Genomic DNA, 16,653 nt, shown 5'->3' on the forward strand with positions numbered 1-16,653 from the left:
TTGGGTGTAAATCCTCTTGCGATAGTTTTTTATTGTTCCGATAGACAGGCCGAGCTGCTTCGCGATTTCACTGCTGTCTGCTCCTTGAACCAAGAGGCTTGCAACTTGCTGCTCACGTTTGGTAAGTAATGTCTGTGCGAATACCTCTAGTGACTCGTCAATGTAACGTCTCATAGTCATGCGGCTTATGGAAATTTCATGTAGCGACTGAGATAAACTAAATGTAGCATGCCGCCAATGCTGTTGACATAACGCTTTAATTACAGAGAATTTTGACGTTAAATGCTCGATATGCGTCGTTGTGAAATTTTCACCTGCTTCCGTAATACCCAGAAATATCAGGATATTGCGCTCATGATCTAAATTTATAGTTATACACAATTCATCCTTCCAGCCAGTCTGTACATAGAACTGCCGCAAGTATTCATGATGAACATTCTTTTGTATGAGTTTAGCCAGGTTAAATACACCCTCTTGCCTGATCAGAAGCTGATTATAAAAAGGATCCTGTTGAAATTTATTCATCAAATAATCCTGGAACAACAAATGACGGCTGGTTTCGAGTGAGTCATACAAGTATACCGGATGCTTACCGGCACCATATCCGAGGACAACGGCATTGTCATAGTGACATATCGCATTCAGGAGACGCATTAGGGCGGGCGTAAAACGTGCGGTGTTAATAGCAGCAATTGTTTCAGCTACTAAGGCATCAAGTCTCACGTCAGTCACATATTTCATTATTGCCAATCACGAAAACTGTTCAAATTACCAATACGTTAGCATCTATAGCCAGTCGAAAACGAGTTATTACCAATGACAAAGAAGATTTTATAGTCTCTTGAACACTACCCCTAATAAACTTGGACACACTCTTATTCAGGATATCTCAGCTATACTCTTACCGCAGGCCAGTAAATTTTTTCATCACAACGAAAAACGCTTTTAAAGCGTTCTCAAGAATTTTCACTGAAGTTTGGATATAAATGATGTTTTATAAAAACGAGAATGCTTTGACCGCAATAGTTCAGTTGAGCAGGCTCGAACTTAGCAGTGATTATTTAAATAAGAAATTTAACGACCATCGGTTATATACAGTAGCGATTTTACTGATACTCATTCCTTTGGGGCTTGCCGAGGGTGTTTTTGATTACAAATCGCATCCTGAAATAAAGAGTGAGTTATTGCAGCTGAGACTTTACTTTATTTTATTAGTTATACCTGCTTGGATCATTTTAAAATCAAGTAGTTTGAAATTAGTTACGGCAATAATTTTAGTGACGCTGGTTTTTTCTGCGTATCTCGGTATAAGAATAATAGAGCATACTGGCGAAGACTTAGTGACAACAGTGAGTAATGTGGCACTCTATCCCTTTTTTATCTTTTTTGTTCTCATCGGCTTCTCAATCTACATTCAGATTTTTTTTCTTACTGTTGCTCTTTCCTATGTTTTTCTAACCGAAAACCATGGCGTACTGGATGAGTTGATACAAAACGCTTATTTTCAGATTTCAGTGCAATCGAGCGTTTCAACTTTATTCATTATGCTCGTTTTTTCATGGAGTTATTATCATCGTTACAACCTTCAACTCGCTTTAGAGAAGTCCTCCCAAACAGATCCGCTAACAGGTGTTGCAAACCGGCGTCACTTCGATAACCTACTTAAATCAGCGACAACTCGAAGTGCTCGCTCGGGAGTTGAGTGCTCTCTAATCTTACTCGATATAGACCATTTTAAAAGCATCAATGATACTTTTGGTCACCCTACCGGAGATCGCGTTATCTGCGCGCTTGCAGATTTATGTGTAAAACAGTCAAGAGCAACTGACCTCGTTGCTAGACTTGGTGGGGAAGAGTTCGCGATTATTTTACCTGATACCAATATAACTGATGCAGAAAATCTTGCAGAGCGGATTCGAAAGCACGTTGAGGATATATCCGTGGCTGGTGATGCGGGAGAAATTGTTAAATGGACTATAAGCTTGGGGATATCAGCCTTGCCATTAAATAAAAGCAGTGCCAATACAACCGAAATAGTTATGGAAATGTTTATCCGACAAGCAGACAGCGCACTTTACGAGGCAAAGAACAATGGGCGGAATCAAACAGTATTGTCGCAATAAAATGTGTTTTAAAAAATTTCCTTTTTTATTCAATTAAATGCCAAGCCAAACAGAACAACGGATGTGATTTCGCTCAGCTCAAGTAAAGAGCTTTGCCTTGAGTAGCTATCATAGTCCAGGATAATAAGTTTCTCGACTGCTATATTGTTAAAACGGTTATGTTACGATAATCTAATCTCCTTATAAACTCGCTCAGCCCAATGTTTAATTGACTCATTTTCAAGGAATCCTTTATTTTCAGATGATGATTTTGGATGAGGCACACGCTTATATCTATCACTAAAGAGCTTTTTGATTAGCGTTGTAGGCCATGCCAGTGATTTTTTTAATAACCTGATTTCCAACTCTCGAAGAGTGCGTTCCCAATCAAATTGGACATGCGGCTTCAACAGGAGTGTCGATAGTCTGTTCTTATTATCGGAAGTATCCACTTCTATCAATGCGTACTCTTGACCATCCTTTTCAATTCGATGAAAAGCCAGACAACGTGGGTTACCATCTGCAAGCAAGTGTTTGGAGTAACCATCAATAGTGGGAAGCTTTCGGATTTCCCTGTGGATGTGGCGGTAACCCGACATGCCAACCAATTGCAGCACCATAGCGTTAAAGGCTTCAAATTTATCCGCATAGAGATGTGCGTCGTCGCTCTTGTCTTCCATGCCATCATAATCTGCTGAAGGTAATGTACCGTGAGTACTGGCCTCATCCGTACTTACTTCAAAGCCAGTATTTTCTGGAGAGTCTGACGAGTCGCCCTCCTGGCCCAAACAGCCAGTCTGTCCTTTTCCCTTACCTATGCGAGTTGTCCGAATGGGATTAGCAAACTCAAATGCGACGGCTGGCGTTTCAATCCGGATTTCTGTTTGATCAGTATCTGGCTCTTGTTCGTCATCAATTTCCAATTCTGGGCCGGATTGCGGGCCCGGTCGAACAGCATACCCCTGGCCTGCTCGCCTCTCAGCGAATCGGGGATCGACAAAATCGACATAGGCGGGACAATCACCGGTTAGATTAGAAACACCATAAATCTCATACACAAAAAATGCTTTTCGTTCCTGATCGTAATGACCACGAAGTGTCAGCTCAACACCTGCGAGCGGTGGTGGTTCAAATTGAAAACGCCACAGACGGTACTTGTCTGTGTCATAACCGTTTTGAAGTTGGTAGCGGGCAACACTTTCAAAAGACAGCTTAGCTTCCTCATCCAGCAATATCCAGGCTAACAACCGTCTTAATGCATAGTCACCTCTGACGTACAGCGGCAGAGTGCAGGTTGGCAGAATATTGACGAGCGCCTTGCTCAACTTATCTGAGCGCTGGACATCAAACTCCTGAGAGAGTCCGTTGGGGATCAAAGCTAAACGCGTTATATAGGCGTGGTGGAAGAACAGCACTCGCGCTAATTCGAGCTGAGGAAGATAATACTGCGTTCCACCAAATTCAAAATTAAAGCACCATTGCTGTCCATCATCCTGCCGATTTACCACCGGAATTGGACAGGCTTCGATAGGTTCAGTACGCCAATGACGAGTATTTTCTATCACAATACGGGACTGGAATCCGGCAGGGCGTGGTTGTTCGCTTGCATTGACCACCCTGCGTCTTGCTAAGACCGGAATTTGAGAGACACCAAAATATTGTTTCTTTTGGCCTGGTGCCAGTTTGACATTAATGTGCCAATCAGGGCCATCATGGCGGCGAAATAAAGAGCCAATCTCCCGGATAACACTGTTATTTTCTACACCTTTGAACTTCATGTTCCGTATCCACTAAATTTTCCAAATACTGCCTGGCAGGCTCCATCATTCGTTCTTCACTCAATCCGGCGTTTCGCAACAATCGCCACCTTGGCGGCGAGTCAAAGAGAACCCGTAAATCGTCATAGGCATTTTGCAAGCGTCGGATCTGGTACTGGGGAACGCTTTCCGAATTAGCCACCAAAAATGCCGATGTACATGGCATTTGATGGAGGTTTTTCTCAAGGGTTGAGAGATTGCCAAGCAACTTAAGGTAGTAGGTTCTTGAGCGCCTGGGCCCTTGTTTATTTGCATTCAAAAACGTAACCAGTTGTCGAAGTGCTTGCAGATATTCCCGATCCCGTTTGTCCCAATCAATACGTGGTACGTTATGGTTTGCCTTGTCTTGTGCATAGCGATGGTTAACGTCCAACAGCCAGTCGCGATGATTCCGATAGAGCCTGGCATACAAGTCTGGTGATTTTTTTCTGGCTTGAAGGGGTTGACGAGATGACAACAATTCGAGCCAAGCTTCCTGATCTGGCGTTTGACTGCTCGACTGTTGCATCACAACCTTAACTTGTTGTGGCGTTTTACGTGTTGGTTTCCGCCTAACTTCATCAAGCACATCGTCTATCTGCCATTGCTTATCCAGCAATGCCTGATGAACAACAATATGCTGAAGATAATTGAAACTTTTTCGATGCTTGCGGAAGATTGCTTTCAGCCAGTCTGAGTCATCAATATCGGAACTGGGAGGCATCAGACGGTTTCGGATTAACCAAGCGGCAGGCCACACCTTTAATACCTTATTTTTTATCACCGAGTGGTCAACTTGGGCTTTTCCCCGATAAAAACCCAGTCGATAAGCAAGGCTGCGATAATACTCTGTCCATTGCTCAAAACTGGGGGACGCTTGCGCCGGCCGAACTAACAACCGTCGCACCTGAGTGGTTATCCAATCAGATACTTCCATTCCCTTTTGCTGTTTAGTCACATGACAGTGTTCAGGTGCAGCAGCGATAAAGCGATGACGTTCAATCAGGGGGCGAGCAATCCGCGTATCCATCAACACACCGTGTTCGGGGCACGATTCCACTCCGGCAACCTGCCATTCTCGTCGCCAAAAATACTCACCAAATTGTTCACGTTGAGCGGCTATGCAACCGGGGCAGTACCTGACAAAACGCGGGGATTTAATGCGAGAGGCGGAAACTCCTAATGCCAGATGAGCGGCACCCTGAGTACCCTGGTACAACCAATTCATGCACTGAAGCCGTCGAGCCTCAGGAACAAAAGGTGCGTAAAGCGGAAATAAAGTATGGTTGTAGATCAATCTTTCGGGTGTGAACTCCTCTGGAAGCCAGCGAGAGAGCGTTGCAATATGGTTAGGTAAGTCTATCGTTGCGATAATACTGCGAGATTCGAAGACCTCATCCAACAGTTGCTTTGGGCTGGTCAGCCCTTGCCGGACACCCGCTCTTGCCACGGCGCTATACATCAACTCCTCTGTGTAAGGTATAGGAAAGTTCAACACGGCCATCACCCAAAGGAATTAACCCAGTCTTGGGCATCAAAAAGCAAGCCGTTGCAGCCAAGTGATTCCTGGAAGGTTTCCTCATTGGCGGACTGAGAGAATAGAAAGCGCAAGTCTTCTGAATCCAAGGTATGCCAGTCAGCTTTCTTCATCGCCTTAAGTTTGGGGGTGGATGACGCTGGCTTTTCTATCTCTGCACTCTGATACCAAGAGAGGATCAGCGGCATAAGATCCTTCATCACAAGGCCTGGATGATCCTCAAAAGCTCTGTTGATCAGAGGTTCAAGCAGCTCAGAGACATACCCCATATCAACCAGCATATTATGCAAACGAACAGCTTGTTCATTACCCCCATACTTGACTACGGTATCAATGCGTTCCTGGCTGGAACGCAGCAGGTGGCTCAGTTCCAGTATTTTTCTATCCACGTCGGGGATAGTCAGATCTGAGTAACGCGCAATTTTTGTCATATCACCCGACCGTAACGCATCAATCATGGGGTGGATAGGTTTTAGCTCATCCTGGTAGACCTTTCGCATCAAGGCGGGGGTAATGCGCTCAATGCCGGTGACAACAGCCCGGATCTGTGACAAAACAAACAACTTGATGACGACATCCATAATGCCTTGTGAAAGCTCGTACCAAGTATATCTAATCTCATCGGTCACTTCAGGGGATGCTTTAGTCAGCCATTGATACTTCCACAAACGGCCAGTGAAGGCTCCCCACTCGGTACGGGATACCTCCTGCTCGCCTGATGGTTTGCTTAAAGGCTCCCATAGTATTGAACCAAAACCTGCACCACGACGAGCGGACCGCAGATCCAGTTCAAAGACAGATCTGGCCTTTGGTGTCCCCACCATGACAACCGGGACCGAAATTTCATTAACCAGTGTGACAAAGAAATTGAGCATGCGCTCGGCACCACCTGAATTCTTAACACTCAGATGCTGGATTTCATCAATCACTAACAGTCCAATTGCGTGGGTGTTGGCAATGTGTGCCATTACCGCAATCAAGGTTTCTACGCTATGTCGTTTTTCCACGTAGCGACGTACGTAATTCGTGGCGAGTACCGCGTCAATTTCCCGAAAGAAGTTATGACACAGGCTTTTCAACGAACCGTCATGCGGGCAGTCAATTTTAAGGAAAACGATCTGTGTGAAGTTGTAAGCTTCGTGATATATCAACTGGGGATAGGTTGCCAGAATACGGTTCAATGAGCTTGTCTTGCCTGAACCAGAACAACCGATGAAAGCCAGACTCTTAGCGGTGGATTCCACATGCTCGAACCGGAAAACAGCCAAATCCCCCTGCATGACACGCTCATAACCATTCTGGATATGGGCATTCAGTTCGCCTGTCGCCAGATTTCTGCCAACATACCCTTGTCGAAGCATGACTGATAATTTTGACTCCAGTTCAATGTGACGGGATAGCGGCTGGAAAAAATTATCAAGTAATTGAGATATGACATGAATACGGGTCTGGCCATCAAGATAAACGTCGGTTGGGCGAAACGTAATTTGACCCGATAACCCGTCCTTTAGCTGACGCCGGTCCAGAATCGGCGGCAAAGCTTCAATGAGCGGGTTTCCTTGGTACTGTCTGATCCCGGTATCATTATAAATTGCCTGCACCATGCCTTTGGGTAACGTCATTCATCATCTCCAAACAGGTCATCCAGAAAATCTGGGAAAGCCCCATCTTCGGGCTGATCAGTCAAATACCTGACATCTGCTTTGGATTTCGGCTCAGTAGCCTTGTTATCCGCTCGACGTTTCTGGCGTTCCTGATCACGGGCTTCCAGTCGGTTTTGATTGATGCCAGCCAAAGTTCCTGTTTTTGATTCACCAAAGTAGGAAGGACGTAACTTTTCCGCGTTTTGGATGGTTTCCTGAATCACATTTTCCAGCGATCTTTTGCTTTCCCTCTCTTTCAATTTAGCTGCTGCTGTTGATTTTCGTTGTTGCTGCTGGCTGTCCCATAACTCCCACATCGACCGGCCCCTAAATTCCCTTGAGCGGTCTGTTAGCGAGCACTCCCAATAATCTGATTTTGTTGCATCTGGGAAGACATAAATGATGTCGGTTACCGCGGGGTCATACGCCGCCATAAAGGGGCCAGGTCGCTGTTGCCCGGTTCTATGGAGCCAGCCAGACGCCAGCAGCTCCCTACAGGTATAAAAGGCACCGAAGCATTGAATACCGTAATCGGAAAGCGTTACTTTTTGACGAGGCAACAATGCCAGCTTCAGCGCCGACTCCGATGTGTTACGTAGCCGTCCGCTACGATTTTGAATACCCCATTGCCAGATATTAATTGGTACAGGTGCGAGTATATCCGGCATATCCGGATCGCGGTCATACTTGACCAATACCGAACTCTGGTTGCGATGCAGGATAGAGCCGATAATTATTTTAGTGAATTCGTCCAATGTAAGTGTTGCATCCAACCGATAATCTTTCCCGCCGCGCTTTTTGATGGTGGTTCCAGCAACCACTCCTGGTGCAAACGGCTTGAAGTCTGCTTGAATAGTACGAAAATGCCGCTCAACGATACCCTTCGCATCCCCACGATAAGGTGGTGTATTTTCAATCCGAACACCAAAGGCCTGCTCCAGATATTCAATTTGATGGCCCAGCAACTCACCACGATCAGCCAAAATGGCGTCCGGCAGTCCAATCGACGGCCAATCCTCTGGCTCGATGTCATAACCGAAAGACTGGCATATCTGAGATTTATCGATCATGGCGTTGACCAGTGCCAACATAGCCGTCACATAGGAGGGGTTTTCAAATCCCACATAGAAACCAGCAATCAATCTGCTATAGACATCGACAACCACGTACAAAGTTGGTCGGCCAATAATTTTTTGTCTGTCAGCGGAAAGCAGATAGATATCGGCAATAGTCGCGTCGATCTCGTACCGTGCACCAGGACCGTGAACCCCAGTTGTGGCTGTTCCTTGTAACGGTCTGATGTCCTTTTGATATTCAATTTTATTGGCTCTCAGCCGGATACGTTCAGGCCGGACATATTCCCGCTCGTAGAAATAGCGTAGTTGAGCAACTGTCGGGAAGTTCTCTTTCGGTACATCGGGATGAGCCGTTTCAAACATGTCTTCGAAGCGTCGATGAGCATAGGGTAAAGAATGATTCTTCTCCGTCAGATAGTGGCGATCAAGCACAATGCGAAACATGCGTTCAACGCCAGTATCTACAATGGCGCCAGTACCCGGTGCTATACTTCTTGGACGCCCTAATTTTTTTCCTGAAGCTGTGCGTTTCTTTCCTCGCCCGCCTGATTTATCGTAGTCCGGCAAAAGCGCGTTCGGTATGCAACCTCGCTGCCAATATTGGCGAAGATAAGCATATAGTGTTTTTTTAGCTGTTCCAGATTCATTCACAACCTGCTGAACCAGTGCGCCTCGACCACTGCGATAATAGATATCCGGTTGGTGTAGTAAAGGCTCAATAACGGCCATTCGCTTGTCCCGAATTTGCTGTGCTACTGAGCCGTGTTCCGGGAGCTGAGCGGCAAGATGGGAATAGGGGTCATCAATTTTTTTTAACGTCTCAGAAAGAATGAAGTCTTCCACTTCTGCCACGGAAACCCGTTCAGGGAAAGCTTTGTCGGAATCAACATTAATCCATGTATATCGAATGTCTGAGACATCAAGAATTCGATACCGAGCCTCTTCGAATGCCACAACATCATTGATTCGCAACATAATAATTCCTCAATGAATCAATGTCTGAAGATGCTTGTAATTCCCCTACAGCCAGCGTTGACCAAGGCTTTCTGATATCGAATAAGAAAACCCTCAAGGCTAACAGCGAACGTATCTTTTGCAGGGATTCGCCTGGAGAGAGTGAATAGGCTTGATCGAGCATCATCGAAACTTGAGAAATCAGTAAAGTCGGATGATTTATAAAGAAACCCAAGTAAAGGGAAGCCATATTCAGAGTATCTTCGATTCCATCCAGAACCAATTGCGCTGGATACAGCCAGGCAATATTTTTGGTGACGGTCTTGGGAATTTGTTTTTCTGTCAGCAAATACCATGGAACTTCCTTTAACGCCCAATAACGCCGTTCAAGCTCCAGTTTTTCGATGGTTCTAGAATTAGAAAGATCTGAAGAGGTCTTTACCTGAATAGCCATTCTGGGAAGCTCAGGCTTATTAGTGTCCACTAGAAAATCCGTGGACATGACTTGAATTTGTCCTCGTACTTCGGGATGACGGATACGCGCTTGCGCTGCAAGCTCAATGGTATCTTCTAATCGGAGAGGGTATTGCTCCCGGATATCAGTGACAGATGGATTCCAATCAAACAGAAAGAACGCCGCCAGCTCTAGGTCTGACAACAGATGGTGGGTTCGCTGAGTCTGGAATCCCCAGATGCGGTGAGATCGTCCAGCAGAAGGCAGGTCTCTGACGGTCAACCAGGGTTGGTAATCTTTTCCTGACCCCTTTCCGCGACCTTGTTTAACCCATTTAAGTGAACGAGAGTCAAGGGAAAAGCTGGTCAAGCTCCGTACCTCCGACATTACACATAAAGTATACGGAGCTAAGTTACCAGCTTTATTTGCAAGTTACCAACTATATTTAAAAGTAACCTACTTTATTTAAATCCCACAGGTAAACATCTTACCCAACACTATATTACTCCACTGTAACACTCTTAGCTAGATTACGAGGCTGATCCACATCGGTGCCTTTAATAATGGCAACGTAGTAGCTCAGCAGCTGCAGCGGGATGGTGTAAAGCACCGGGGCCAGCCAGGGGTGGCTGTGGGGGACGTTGATCACCCGCATGGTGTCGTCGGACTGGAAGCGGGCGTCAGCGTCGGCGAACACATACAGGATACCGCCGCGGGCGCGCACTTCCTCGACGTTGGATTTTAGTTTTTCCAGCAGCTCGTTGTTCGGCGCTACCACGATGATTGGCATATCGGCGTCGATCAGCGCCAGTGGGCCGTGCTTGAGCTCACCGGCAGCGTAAGCTTCGGCGTGGATGTAAGAAATTTCTTTTAGTTTCAGCGCCCCTTCCATCGCAATCGGGTACTGATCGCCGCGGCCCAGGAACAGCGCGTGGTGCTTGTCGGCAAATTCTTCGGCCAAAGCTTCAATCTGTCCGGCTAGGGTTAAGCTTTGTTCCAGCACCGCCGGCAGTTGGTTCAGCGCCTGCACCAGCTGCTGCTGGGTGGCCGCATCCATGCCATGGTGTTTGCCAATGGCCAGGCTGAGCATGGCCAGGCCGACCAATTGCGTGGTAAAGGCTTTGGTGGAAGCCACGCCGATTTCGGCACCGGCCCGGGTCATAAAGGCCAGATCCGATTCACGCACCAGGGAGGAACCCGCCACGTTGCAGATGGTTAAACTGCCGAGGTAGCCCAGCTCTTTGGCAAGACGCAGTGCGGCCAGCGTATCGGCGGTTTCACCAGACTGGGAAATGGTCACCAGCAGGCTGTTCGGCTGCACAAAGGATTTGCGGTAACGAAACTCGGAGGCAATTTCCACATTGCAGGACACACCAGCCATGGCTTCCAGCCAGTAGCGGGCCACCATGCCGGAGTGGTAGCTGGTGCCACAGGCGACGATTTGCACATGCTGTACCTGCTTAAACAGCTCGCTGGCACCATTGCCGAAGGTTTCGTCCAGCACCGTGTCGGCGCTTAAGCGGCCTTCCAGCGTATTGCTGACCGCATGCGGCTGCTCGTAGATTTCTTTCAGCATAAAGTGGCGGTATGGGCCTTTGTCGCCGGCATCGTAGCTGACGTTGGACTCGTGCAGCTCGCGCTCGACCGGCTGGCCGTCTTTGTCAAAAATCTGCACGCTGTGGCGGGTGATTTCGGCCACATCGCCTTCTTCCAAAAAGATAAATCGACGGGTCACCGGCAACAGCGCCAGCTGATCGGAGGCAATAAAGTGCTCGCCAATGCCGACGCCAATCACCAGCGGGCTGCCGGAGCGGGCCACCACCAAACGGCTGGCATCGGCGCTGTCCATCAGCACAGTGCCATAAGCACCATGCAACTGAGCCACGGCTTTTTGTACAGCAGTGAGCAAGGAGTCAGTCTGCTGCAGTTCCTGCTCGACCAAATGGGCAATCACTTCGGTATCGGTATCGGAGTTAAAGACATAACCCTGTTGCTGCAGTTGCTGGCGCAGTGGTTCGTGGTTCTCGATAATGCCATTGTGCACCACGGTAATGCGGCTGGAGACATGCGGGTGGGCATTGCGTTCACTCGGCTCGCCATGGGTGGCCCAGCGGGTATGGGCGATGCCGGTACCGCCACTGAGTGGCTCAGCCGCTACCGCATCGACCAGCTCTTTCACTTTGCCCAGCCGACGGCAGCGCTGCAAGCCGCTGTCCGGGTTCAGTACCGCCAAACCGGCCGAGTCGTAGCCGCGGTATTCCAGCCGGCGCAAACCTTCCAGTAAAATCTCTGCCACATCCCTTTGCGCCACAGCGCCTACAATGCCACACATACAAACTCCCTCTACTCTTCTGTTACGCTAAAAAGGTTAACTGTCGGCCTCAGCGCGGATCACGCTGACACCCTGTTGTTCAATCATGGCCGCATCGGCTTTGGATAAGCCGGTATCGGTTACCAGCACTTTGATCGCCTGCCAGGGCAGCTCCAGGTTATGAATTTTCCGGCCCAGTTTATCGGACTCCACCATCACAATGACTTCCCGCGCCACCTCGGCCATCACCCGGCTTAAGCTGTACAGCTCGTTGTAGGTGGTAGTGCCACGAGCTAAATCCAACCCATCAGCACCGATAAACAGCTGGTCAAAATCGTAGGCGCGCAGTACCTGCTCGGCCAGCTGGCCCTGAAAGGACTCGGACTGCGAGTCCCAGCTGCCACCGGTCATCAGCAAAGTAGGCTCGTTTTCCAGCTCACGCAGCGCATTGGCCACCGCCAGTGAGTTGGTCATCACCACCAGGCCCTGCTTGTGCGCCAGCTCCGGCAATAACGCCGCTGTGGTGCGACCGCTGTCGATGATGATGCGGTAATGATCTTTGATCAAACTGGCTGCAGCTTTGGCTATGGCTATCTTTCGTTTTGAAACCTGCTCCAGGCTGGAGTCGGTAACAAAGTCCTGCGGTACCAACACAGCGCCGCCGTAGCGGCGCAGCAAAAGGCCGGCTTCTTCCAGCACCGTAAGATCTTTACGAATGGTGACTTCCGACGTCTGAAAGCGCTCGGCCAGCTGCTCCACCGAAACCTCACCATGCTGCTGCAGCTCGGCCATGATCAAATGACGGCGTTGTTGGGTATTGCGTTTATTCATTCAGCACCACAAGTTTCGGTTTGAAAGATATTTTAACGAAAAGAAAGATTTTATCAAGCATCCATTGGCAGGGTAATCTGGTAGTGCAAGCCCTGGCCCGGTTCGCTGCTGACTTTGATCTGACCTTTTAGCCGCGCCGTCACCAGATTATAGACGATGTGCGCGCCTAAGCCGGTGCCTCCCAGCGAGCGCTTGGTGGTGTAAAACGGCTCAAACAGCCGCTGCAGACTGACCGCATCCATCCCAAGACCATTATCCCGATAGTGCAACACCAGTTGTCGGCCCTGTTGCCTGACGCTCAACGAAATCTGTGGCTGCTCGATGCCGGAAAAGGCATGCCGGATGCTGTTCATCACCAGGTTGGTGATAATCTGTGCCACCGCTCCGGCATCGGTATGCCAGTGGATACTATCCGGGCAGTCCAGTTCAAACTGGCAGGCCAGAGTTCTCAGCTGCGGTTGCAACGACAACAAGACATCCTGCAGATAGCTGGCCAGCTCAATTTCCCGACTGCCCTCGGCCGATTGATCAACCGATACCTGCTTAAAGCTTTGCACCAGGGCGGCGGCCCGCTCGGTATTCACTTCCAGAATTTTCAGGCCATCCTGCATATGCTGCAAGAAACGATTGAACTGCGACTGCTGCAGCTTTTTCTCGGCAAAAGCCCGCTGCAGTAGCTCAAACTCCGCTTTTAAATGACTGGTGGCGGTAACACAGATGCCAAGCGGGGTGTTTATCTCATGCGCCACCCCAGCCACTAAGCCCCCCAAAGAGGCCATTTTCTCCTGCGTTACCAGTTGCTGCTGGGTTTGCTGCAGGCGGGTAAAGGTATCGGCATTGACCACGGCAATGGCAATGGTGCTGGCCAGGGTACGCAGCAAGTCCAGCTGCGATGGGCTGTAAGCATTCGGGTTAGGGCTTTGAATTGAAAAGACACCGACCACCTGCTGGTTCAGCATCAAAGGAATATAGAGAACGGATTCCATCGGCTCACCACACAGCGGTTTCGGGATATCCCCTAAATAAGGCTTCAGTTCATCCCACTGGCTAATCCGTATTTCCCGCTGCTGACTAAAGCAAATCGCGGCCAGTATATCCGGCGCCTGATCGGCAATGCTAAAAGAAGGTAACTGCTGGTTATTTTCCTGCCAAAACACAAACTCAATTTGCTGCAATTGCGGCCGGTGCAAGCCAATCACCATCACTTGCACATCAATCAGAGCGCTTAGCATCTGATAACAACGGGACAATACCTGATCCAGCTCCAGCGAGGCGGTAATTTCACGGCCAATTTGCTGCAACAGCATCAGATCCTGATTCGATGCCATCAGAGCATCGTGTTTTTCTTTTAATTCCAAAGTACGTGCCGTGACCTGCTGTTGCAATTCACGGCGCATGGCCCGCTCAGCCCGAATTTTTAAATGCAGCCACAACCAAAAGGCAAAAAGCACCGTGGCAATCACCAGCCCCCGGAACCACCAGGTCATCCACCAGGGCGGTAACACCTGAATATCCAGTAAGACAGGATCCTGCCATTCGCCATTCCCCAATCTGGCGGCCACTTCAAACTGATACAAACCCGGTGGCAAGCGCGTATAGGTCGCACTGCGCTCGTTGGCGCTGGTCATTATCCAATCCCGGTCAAAGCCCTGCAGCCGATAACGGTACTGCAATTGCTGCTGATGCAACAAAGATGGTACGGCAAAGCGGATACTGAACATATCTTCTTTGTACTTCAGCACCAGGCGATCCAGATAAGGGAGTGCCTGTGGCAATAGCGGACTACTGCCTGGCGGTACCGTCTGATTAAACAAGCTGAATCGGGTAAGCTGTACTGCTGGTATAGGTTGTTCCTTCGGTAACTCCTGCAGCCGGAAATAATCCATGCCGCTGCTGCCCCCCCGGTAAATCATGCCATCATACAGTTCCCAGGCACCAATCCAGGTGGTCTCCTGCATGCCATGCCGTCCATTTAACTCCAGCAAAGAGCGACTAGCCGGCAACCAGTGTGCACGATACAACAGCCGAAACTCATCAGCTGCAATCAGGGCCGCATCGACCGTATCATCCGTTGGATAGGCTTTAAAAAAAGGTGGCTCACTGCGATCCAGCCAGCGATGATTCAGATTGCCAGCCCGAACCCAGACATGACCATTTTGCGGGTAAATCAGCTGAATACCATTAAAAACCAAGCCATGGTCACTGCCATCAAACTGCCGGAAGTGCTGCCACTCGGTGAGCTCCAGATCACCGCGAACCAATCCCCGGTCTAATGAACCTAACCAAAAATACCCCTGCACATCCACGACCATGCTGGTAATGGTATCAAAGGGCAGTGGATACCGTTCGGAGCCGGTGTGATAATGACGCATAAACTGGCGCTGCTGATCCAGCAAGTACAATCCCGAACCCCGGCTACCCAACCACAATCGCCCCTGCGCATCCGGGTAAAAAATAGAGATGGTGGGTGCCCCACCAATTTCCGGTAAAGGCTGATACTGCCAGTCGGCAGTCTCAGGATACAGGCGGTAGAGTCCGCGGTCGGTACCGACCCAGATCCACTCTTGCTCTTTAAAGACAGCCCGGGCTAGCCGGGGCCCAAGCGGATCATCAGGCAGCGCAAAACGCTGCAACTGACCAGATAGCGGGTTAAACAGCGCCACCCCCGCTTCACGATTGGCGATCCAAACCTCCTGCTCACTGACAGCTTCGATGCCAAATACATTGGCGGCGCCAAGCAAGTTTGGATCTCGATTGCCAAAGGGCAAGGTACGCACCTGCTGCGCCACAGGCCCTAGCAGACTAAAACCAGATTGGCTGAGCAGCCACAAAGCATCCTGCGCATCAAAATACAAAGCTGTAATGGCCGAATTACGTAAACCGCCAGCGAACTCAGGGTGGTATTGAAATTGCTGCCACTGCTGGCTGGCTGTCAGATACAGCCATAGCCCCTGACCATCGCTGGCCAGCCAGATATTGCCTGTTGGGTCCAGGCCTATTGCTGTTGCCTGGATCCGCCGCATATTTTCCGGCATCGGCATCGGCTCTGGTTGCAACGTCTGCAAACTCATTCGCCACAAGCCCCCGCCATACAAAGTAAAGAGTAAGCCATGCTCAGGATGAACTGCCAGGCTGGTTGCGGAGTCATGGCTTAAGCCAGAATTCCCCGGGTGCCAGCCCTGACCTTGTTGCTGCGCCAAGTCCCAACGAATCAGGCCTCCTGTTGCGCTGCCCTTGGTTCGAAGTGGTGCATCGCCAATTGCCAACCACAGTTGCTGGCGGTCATCCCGCCAGATATCATTGATAAAAGCGGTAGAAACACCATCAATCTCGGCAGGTAATTCCAACGAGACAATACGCTGCCGATGCGGATCCCAATAAAATACCCCGGCGCCATTGGTGCCGATCCAGATGGTGTTGGTTGCATCCTGATACAGCACGGCAATTTCGTTCTGTGTGGCGTCATCTGCATCGTTGGCAAAGCGGAGTTGCTCAAAGCGCTCGGTGGTTAAATCAAGCCGGCTCAAACCACCATAACGGGTACCAATCCACAGGCTATCGGTACCGTCAACCAGCAAACTGGTGACCCAGTCGGCAGACAGGCTATTGCTATCCGCGGCATCCGCCTGAAAACGCGTTAAATCTCCCCCATCAAAGCGATAAAGACCATGTTGGGTGCCCAGCCAGAGAATACCATGCTGATCCTGCACCATGCGGGTCGCTAATGGCGAAATAGTAAAATGATCATTCAAATGGATAAAACGGCTATAGACCTGAGGAGCAGACCAGGCAACGGACCCGGTGCACAGCATCAGCCACAGAGCAAGCTTACACAAAAGTGCTTTGATACGACACCAGGGCATAACACATCTCTCGGACTGGGATGCCTAGAGTATTGCAGCTGCAATTAACAAATTCAAACGGGACGAACATTTATTAATGATAACCA

10 protein-coding genes are annotated in these 16,653 nt (G+C 49.2%); 1 reads left to right on the plus strand and 9 read right to left on the minus strand.

Translation table 11 applies throughout. From position 1 onward, the window contains the following. The coding region (locus QWY20_RS14410; RefSeq protein WP_330129708.1) for a helix-turn-helix transcriptional regulator at positions 1-723 on the minus strand (723 nt) is incomplete at its 3' end. Positions 724-986: 263 nt separating this feature from the next. Between QWY20_RS14410 and QWY20_RS14415 the strand changes: the two genes are divergently transcribed. Continuing rightward, positions 987-2,123, plus strand: coding sequence for a GGDEF domain-containing protein (locus QWY20_RS14415; protein ID WP_036512839.1), 1,137 nt, complete (start codon positions 987-989; stop codon positions 2,121-2,123). Between the two features lie 161 nt (positions 2,124-2,284). Here QWY20_RS14415 and QWY20_RS14420 read toward each other — a convergent pair whose 3' ends face one another. From QWY20_RS14420 to QWY20_RS14455, 8 genes are all read right to left on the minus strand, one after another. Beyond that, positions 2,285-3,880 carry a Tn7-like element transposition protein TnsE gene (locus QWY20_RS14420; protein WP_014611867.1) on the minus strand — a complete coding sequence of 532 codons (1,596 nt, stop codon included), beginning with the start codon at positions 3,878-3,880 and terminating at the stop codon, positions 2,285-2,287. Further along, entirely contained in the window at positions 3,855-5,402 is a 1,548-nt protein-coding gene (locus QWY20_RS14425) for a TnsD family Tn7-like transposition protein (protein ID WP_014611868.1), read from the minus strand. The genes QWY20_RS14420 and QWY20_RS14425 overlap by 26 nt, the downstream gene beginning before the upstream one ends. After that, positions 5,402-7,057 (minus strand): AAA family ATPase, encoded by a 1,656-nt coding sequence (locus tag QWY20_RS14430; RefSeq protein ID WP_014611869.1) that lies wholly within the window; start codon positions 7,055-7,057, stop codon positions 5,402-5,404. The genes QWY20_RS14425 and QWY20_RS14430 overlap by 1 nt, the downstream gene beginning before the upstream one ends. Further along, the gene (locus QWY20_RS14435) at positions 7,054-9,129 is read right to left on the minus strand and encodes a transposase (protein ID WP_330129709.1); all 2,076 of its coding nucleotides are present in this window, start codon (positions 9,127-9,129) and stop codon (positions 7,054-7,056) included. The genes QWY20_RS14430 and QWY20_RS14435 overlap by 4 nt, the downstream gene beginning before the upstream one ends. Then, a complete protein-coding gene (locus QWY20_RS14440) occupies positions 9,113-9,949 on the minus strand; it encodes a heteromeric transposase endonuclease subunit TnsA (protein WP_036512827.1) in 837 nt (278 codons plus the stop codon). Before QWY20_RS14440 ends, QWY20_RS14435 begins: the two co-directional genes overlap by 17 nt. A gap of 115 nt (positions 9,950-10,064) precedes the next feature. Beyond that, a complete protein-coding gene (glmS, locus tag QWY20_RS14445) occupies positions 10,065-11,894 on the minus strand; it encodes a glutamine--fructose-6-phosphate transaminase (isomerizing) (protein ID WP_330129710.1) in 1,830 nt (609 codons plus the stop codon). A 36-nt stretch (positions 11,895-11,930) separates the two neighbouring features. Then, complete coding sequence (locus QWY20_RS14450; RefSeq protein WP_330129711.1) at positions 11,931-12,704, minus strand: DeoR/GlpR family DNA-binding transcription regulator; 774 nt, start codon at positions 12,702-12,704, stop codon at positions 11,931-11,933. Positions 12,705-12,757: 53 nt separating this feature from the next. Next, complete coding sequence (locus QWY20_RS14455) at positions 12,758-16,567, minus strand: ATP-binding protein (RefSeq protein ID WP_330129712.1); 3,810 nt, start codon at positions 16,565-16,567, stop codon at positions 12,758-12,760. Between the last annotated feature and the right edge of the window lie 86 nt (positions 16,568-16,653).

Source organism: Alkalimonas cellulosilytica, assembly GCF_036325985.1.
Lineage (GTDB): Bacteria > Pseudomonadota > Gammaproteobacteria > Enterobacterales > Alteromonadaceae > Alkalimonas > Alkalimonas cellulosilytica.

Bases quoted from the DNA above. Each gene is read 5' to 3' on its own strand.
- QWY20_RS14415 (WP_036512839.1), top strand. From the start codon at position 987: ATGATGTTTTATAAAAACGAGAATGCTTTGACCGCAATAGTTCAGTTG.
- QWY20_RS14420 (WP_014611867.1), bottom strand. From the start codon at position 3,880: ATGAAGTTCAAAGGTGTAGAAAATAACAGTGTTATCCGGGAGATTGGC.
- QWY20_RS14425 (WP_014611868.1), bottom strand. From the start codon at position 5,402: ATGGCCGTGTTGAACTTTCCTATACCTTACACAGAGGAGTTGATGTAT.
- QWY20_RS14430 (WP_014611869.1), bottom strand. From the start codon at position 7,057: ATGACGTTACCCAAAGGCATGGTGCAGGCAATTTATAATGATACCGGG.
- QWY20_RS14435 (WP_330129709.1), bottom strand. From the start codon at position 9,129: ATGTTGCGAATCAATGATGTTGTGGCATTCGAAGAGGCTCGGTATCGA.
- QWY20_RS14440 (WP_036512827.1), bottom strand. From the start codon at position 9,949: ATGTCGGAGGTACGGAGCTTGACCAGCTTTTCCCTTGACTCTCGTTCA.
- glmS (WP_330129710.1), bottom strand. From the start codon at position 11,894: ATGTGTGGCATTGTAGGCGCTGTGGCGCAAAGGGATGTGGCAGAGATT.
- QWY20_RS14450 (WP_330129711.1), bottom strand. From the start codon at position 12,704: ATGAATAAACGCAATACCCAACAACGCCGTCATTTGATCATGGCCGAG.
- QWY20_RS14455 (WP_330129712.1), bottom strand. From the start codon at position 16,567: ATGCCCTGGTGTCGTATCAAAGCACTTTTGTGTAAGCTTGCTCTGTGG.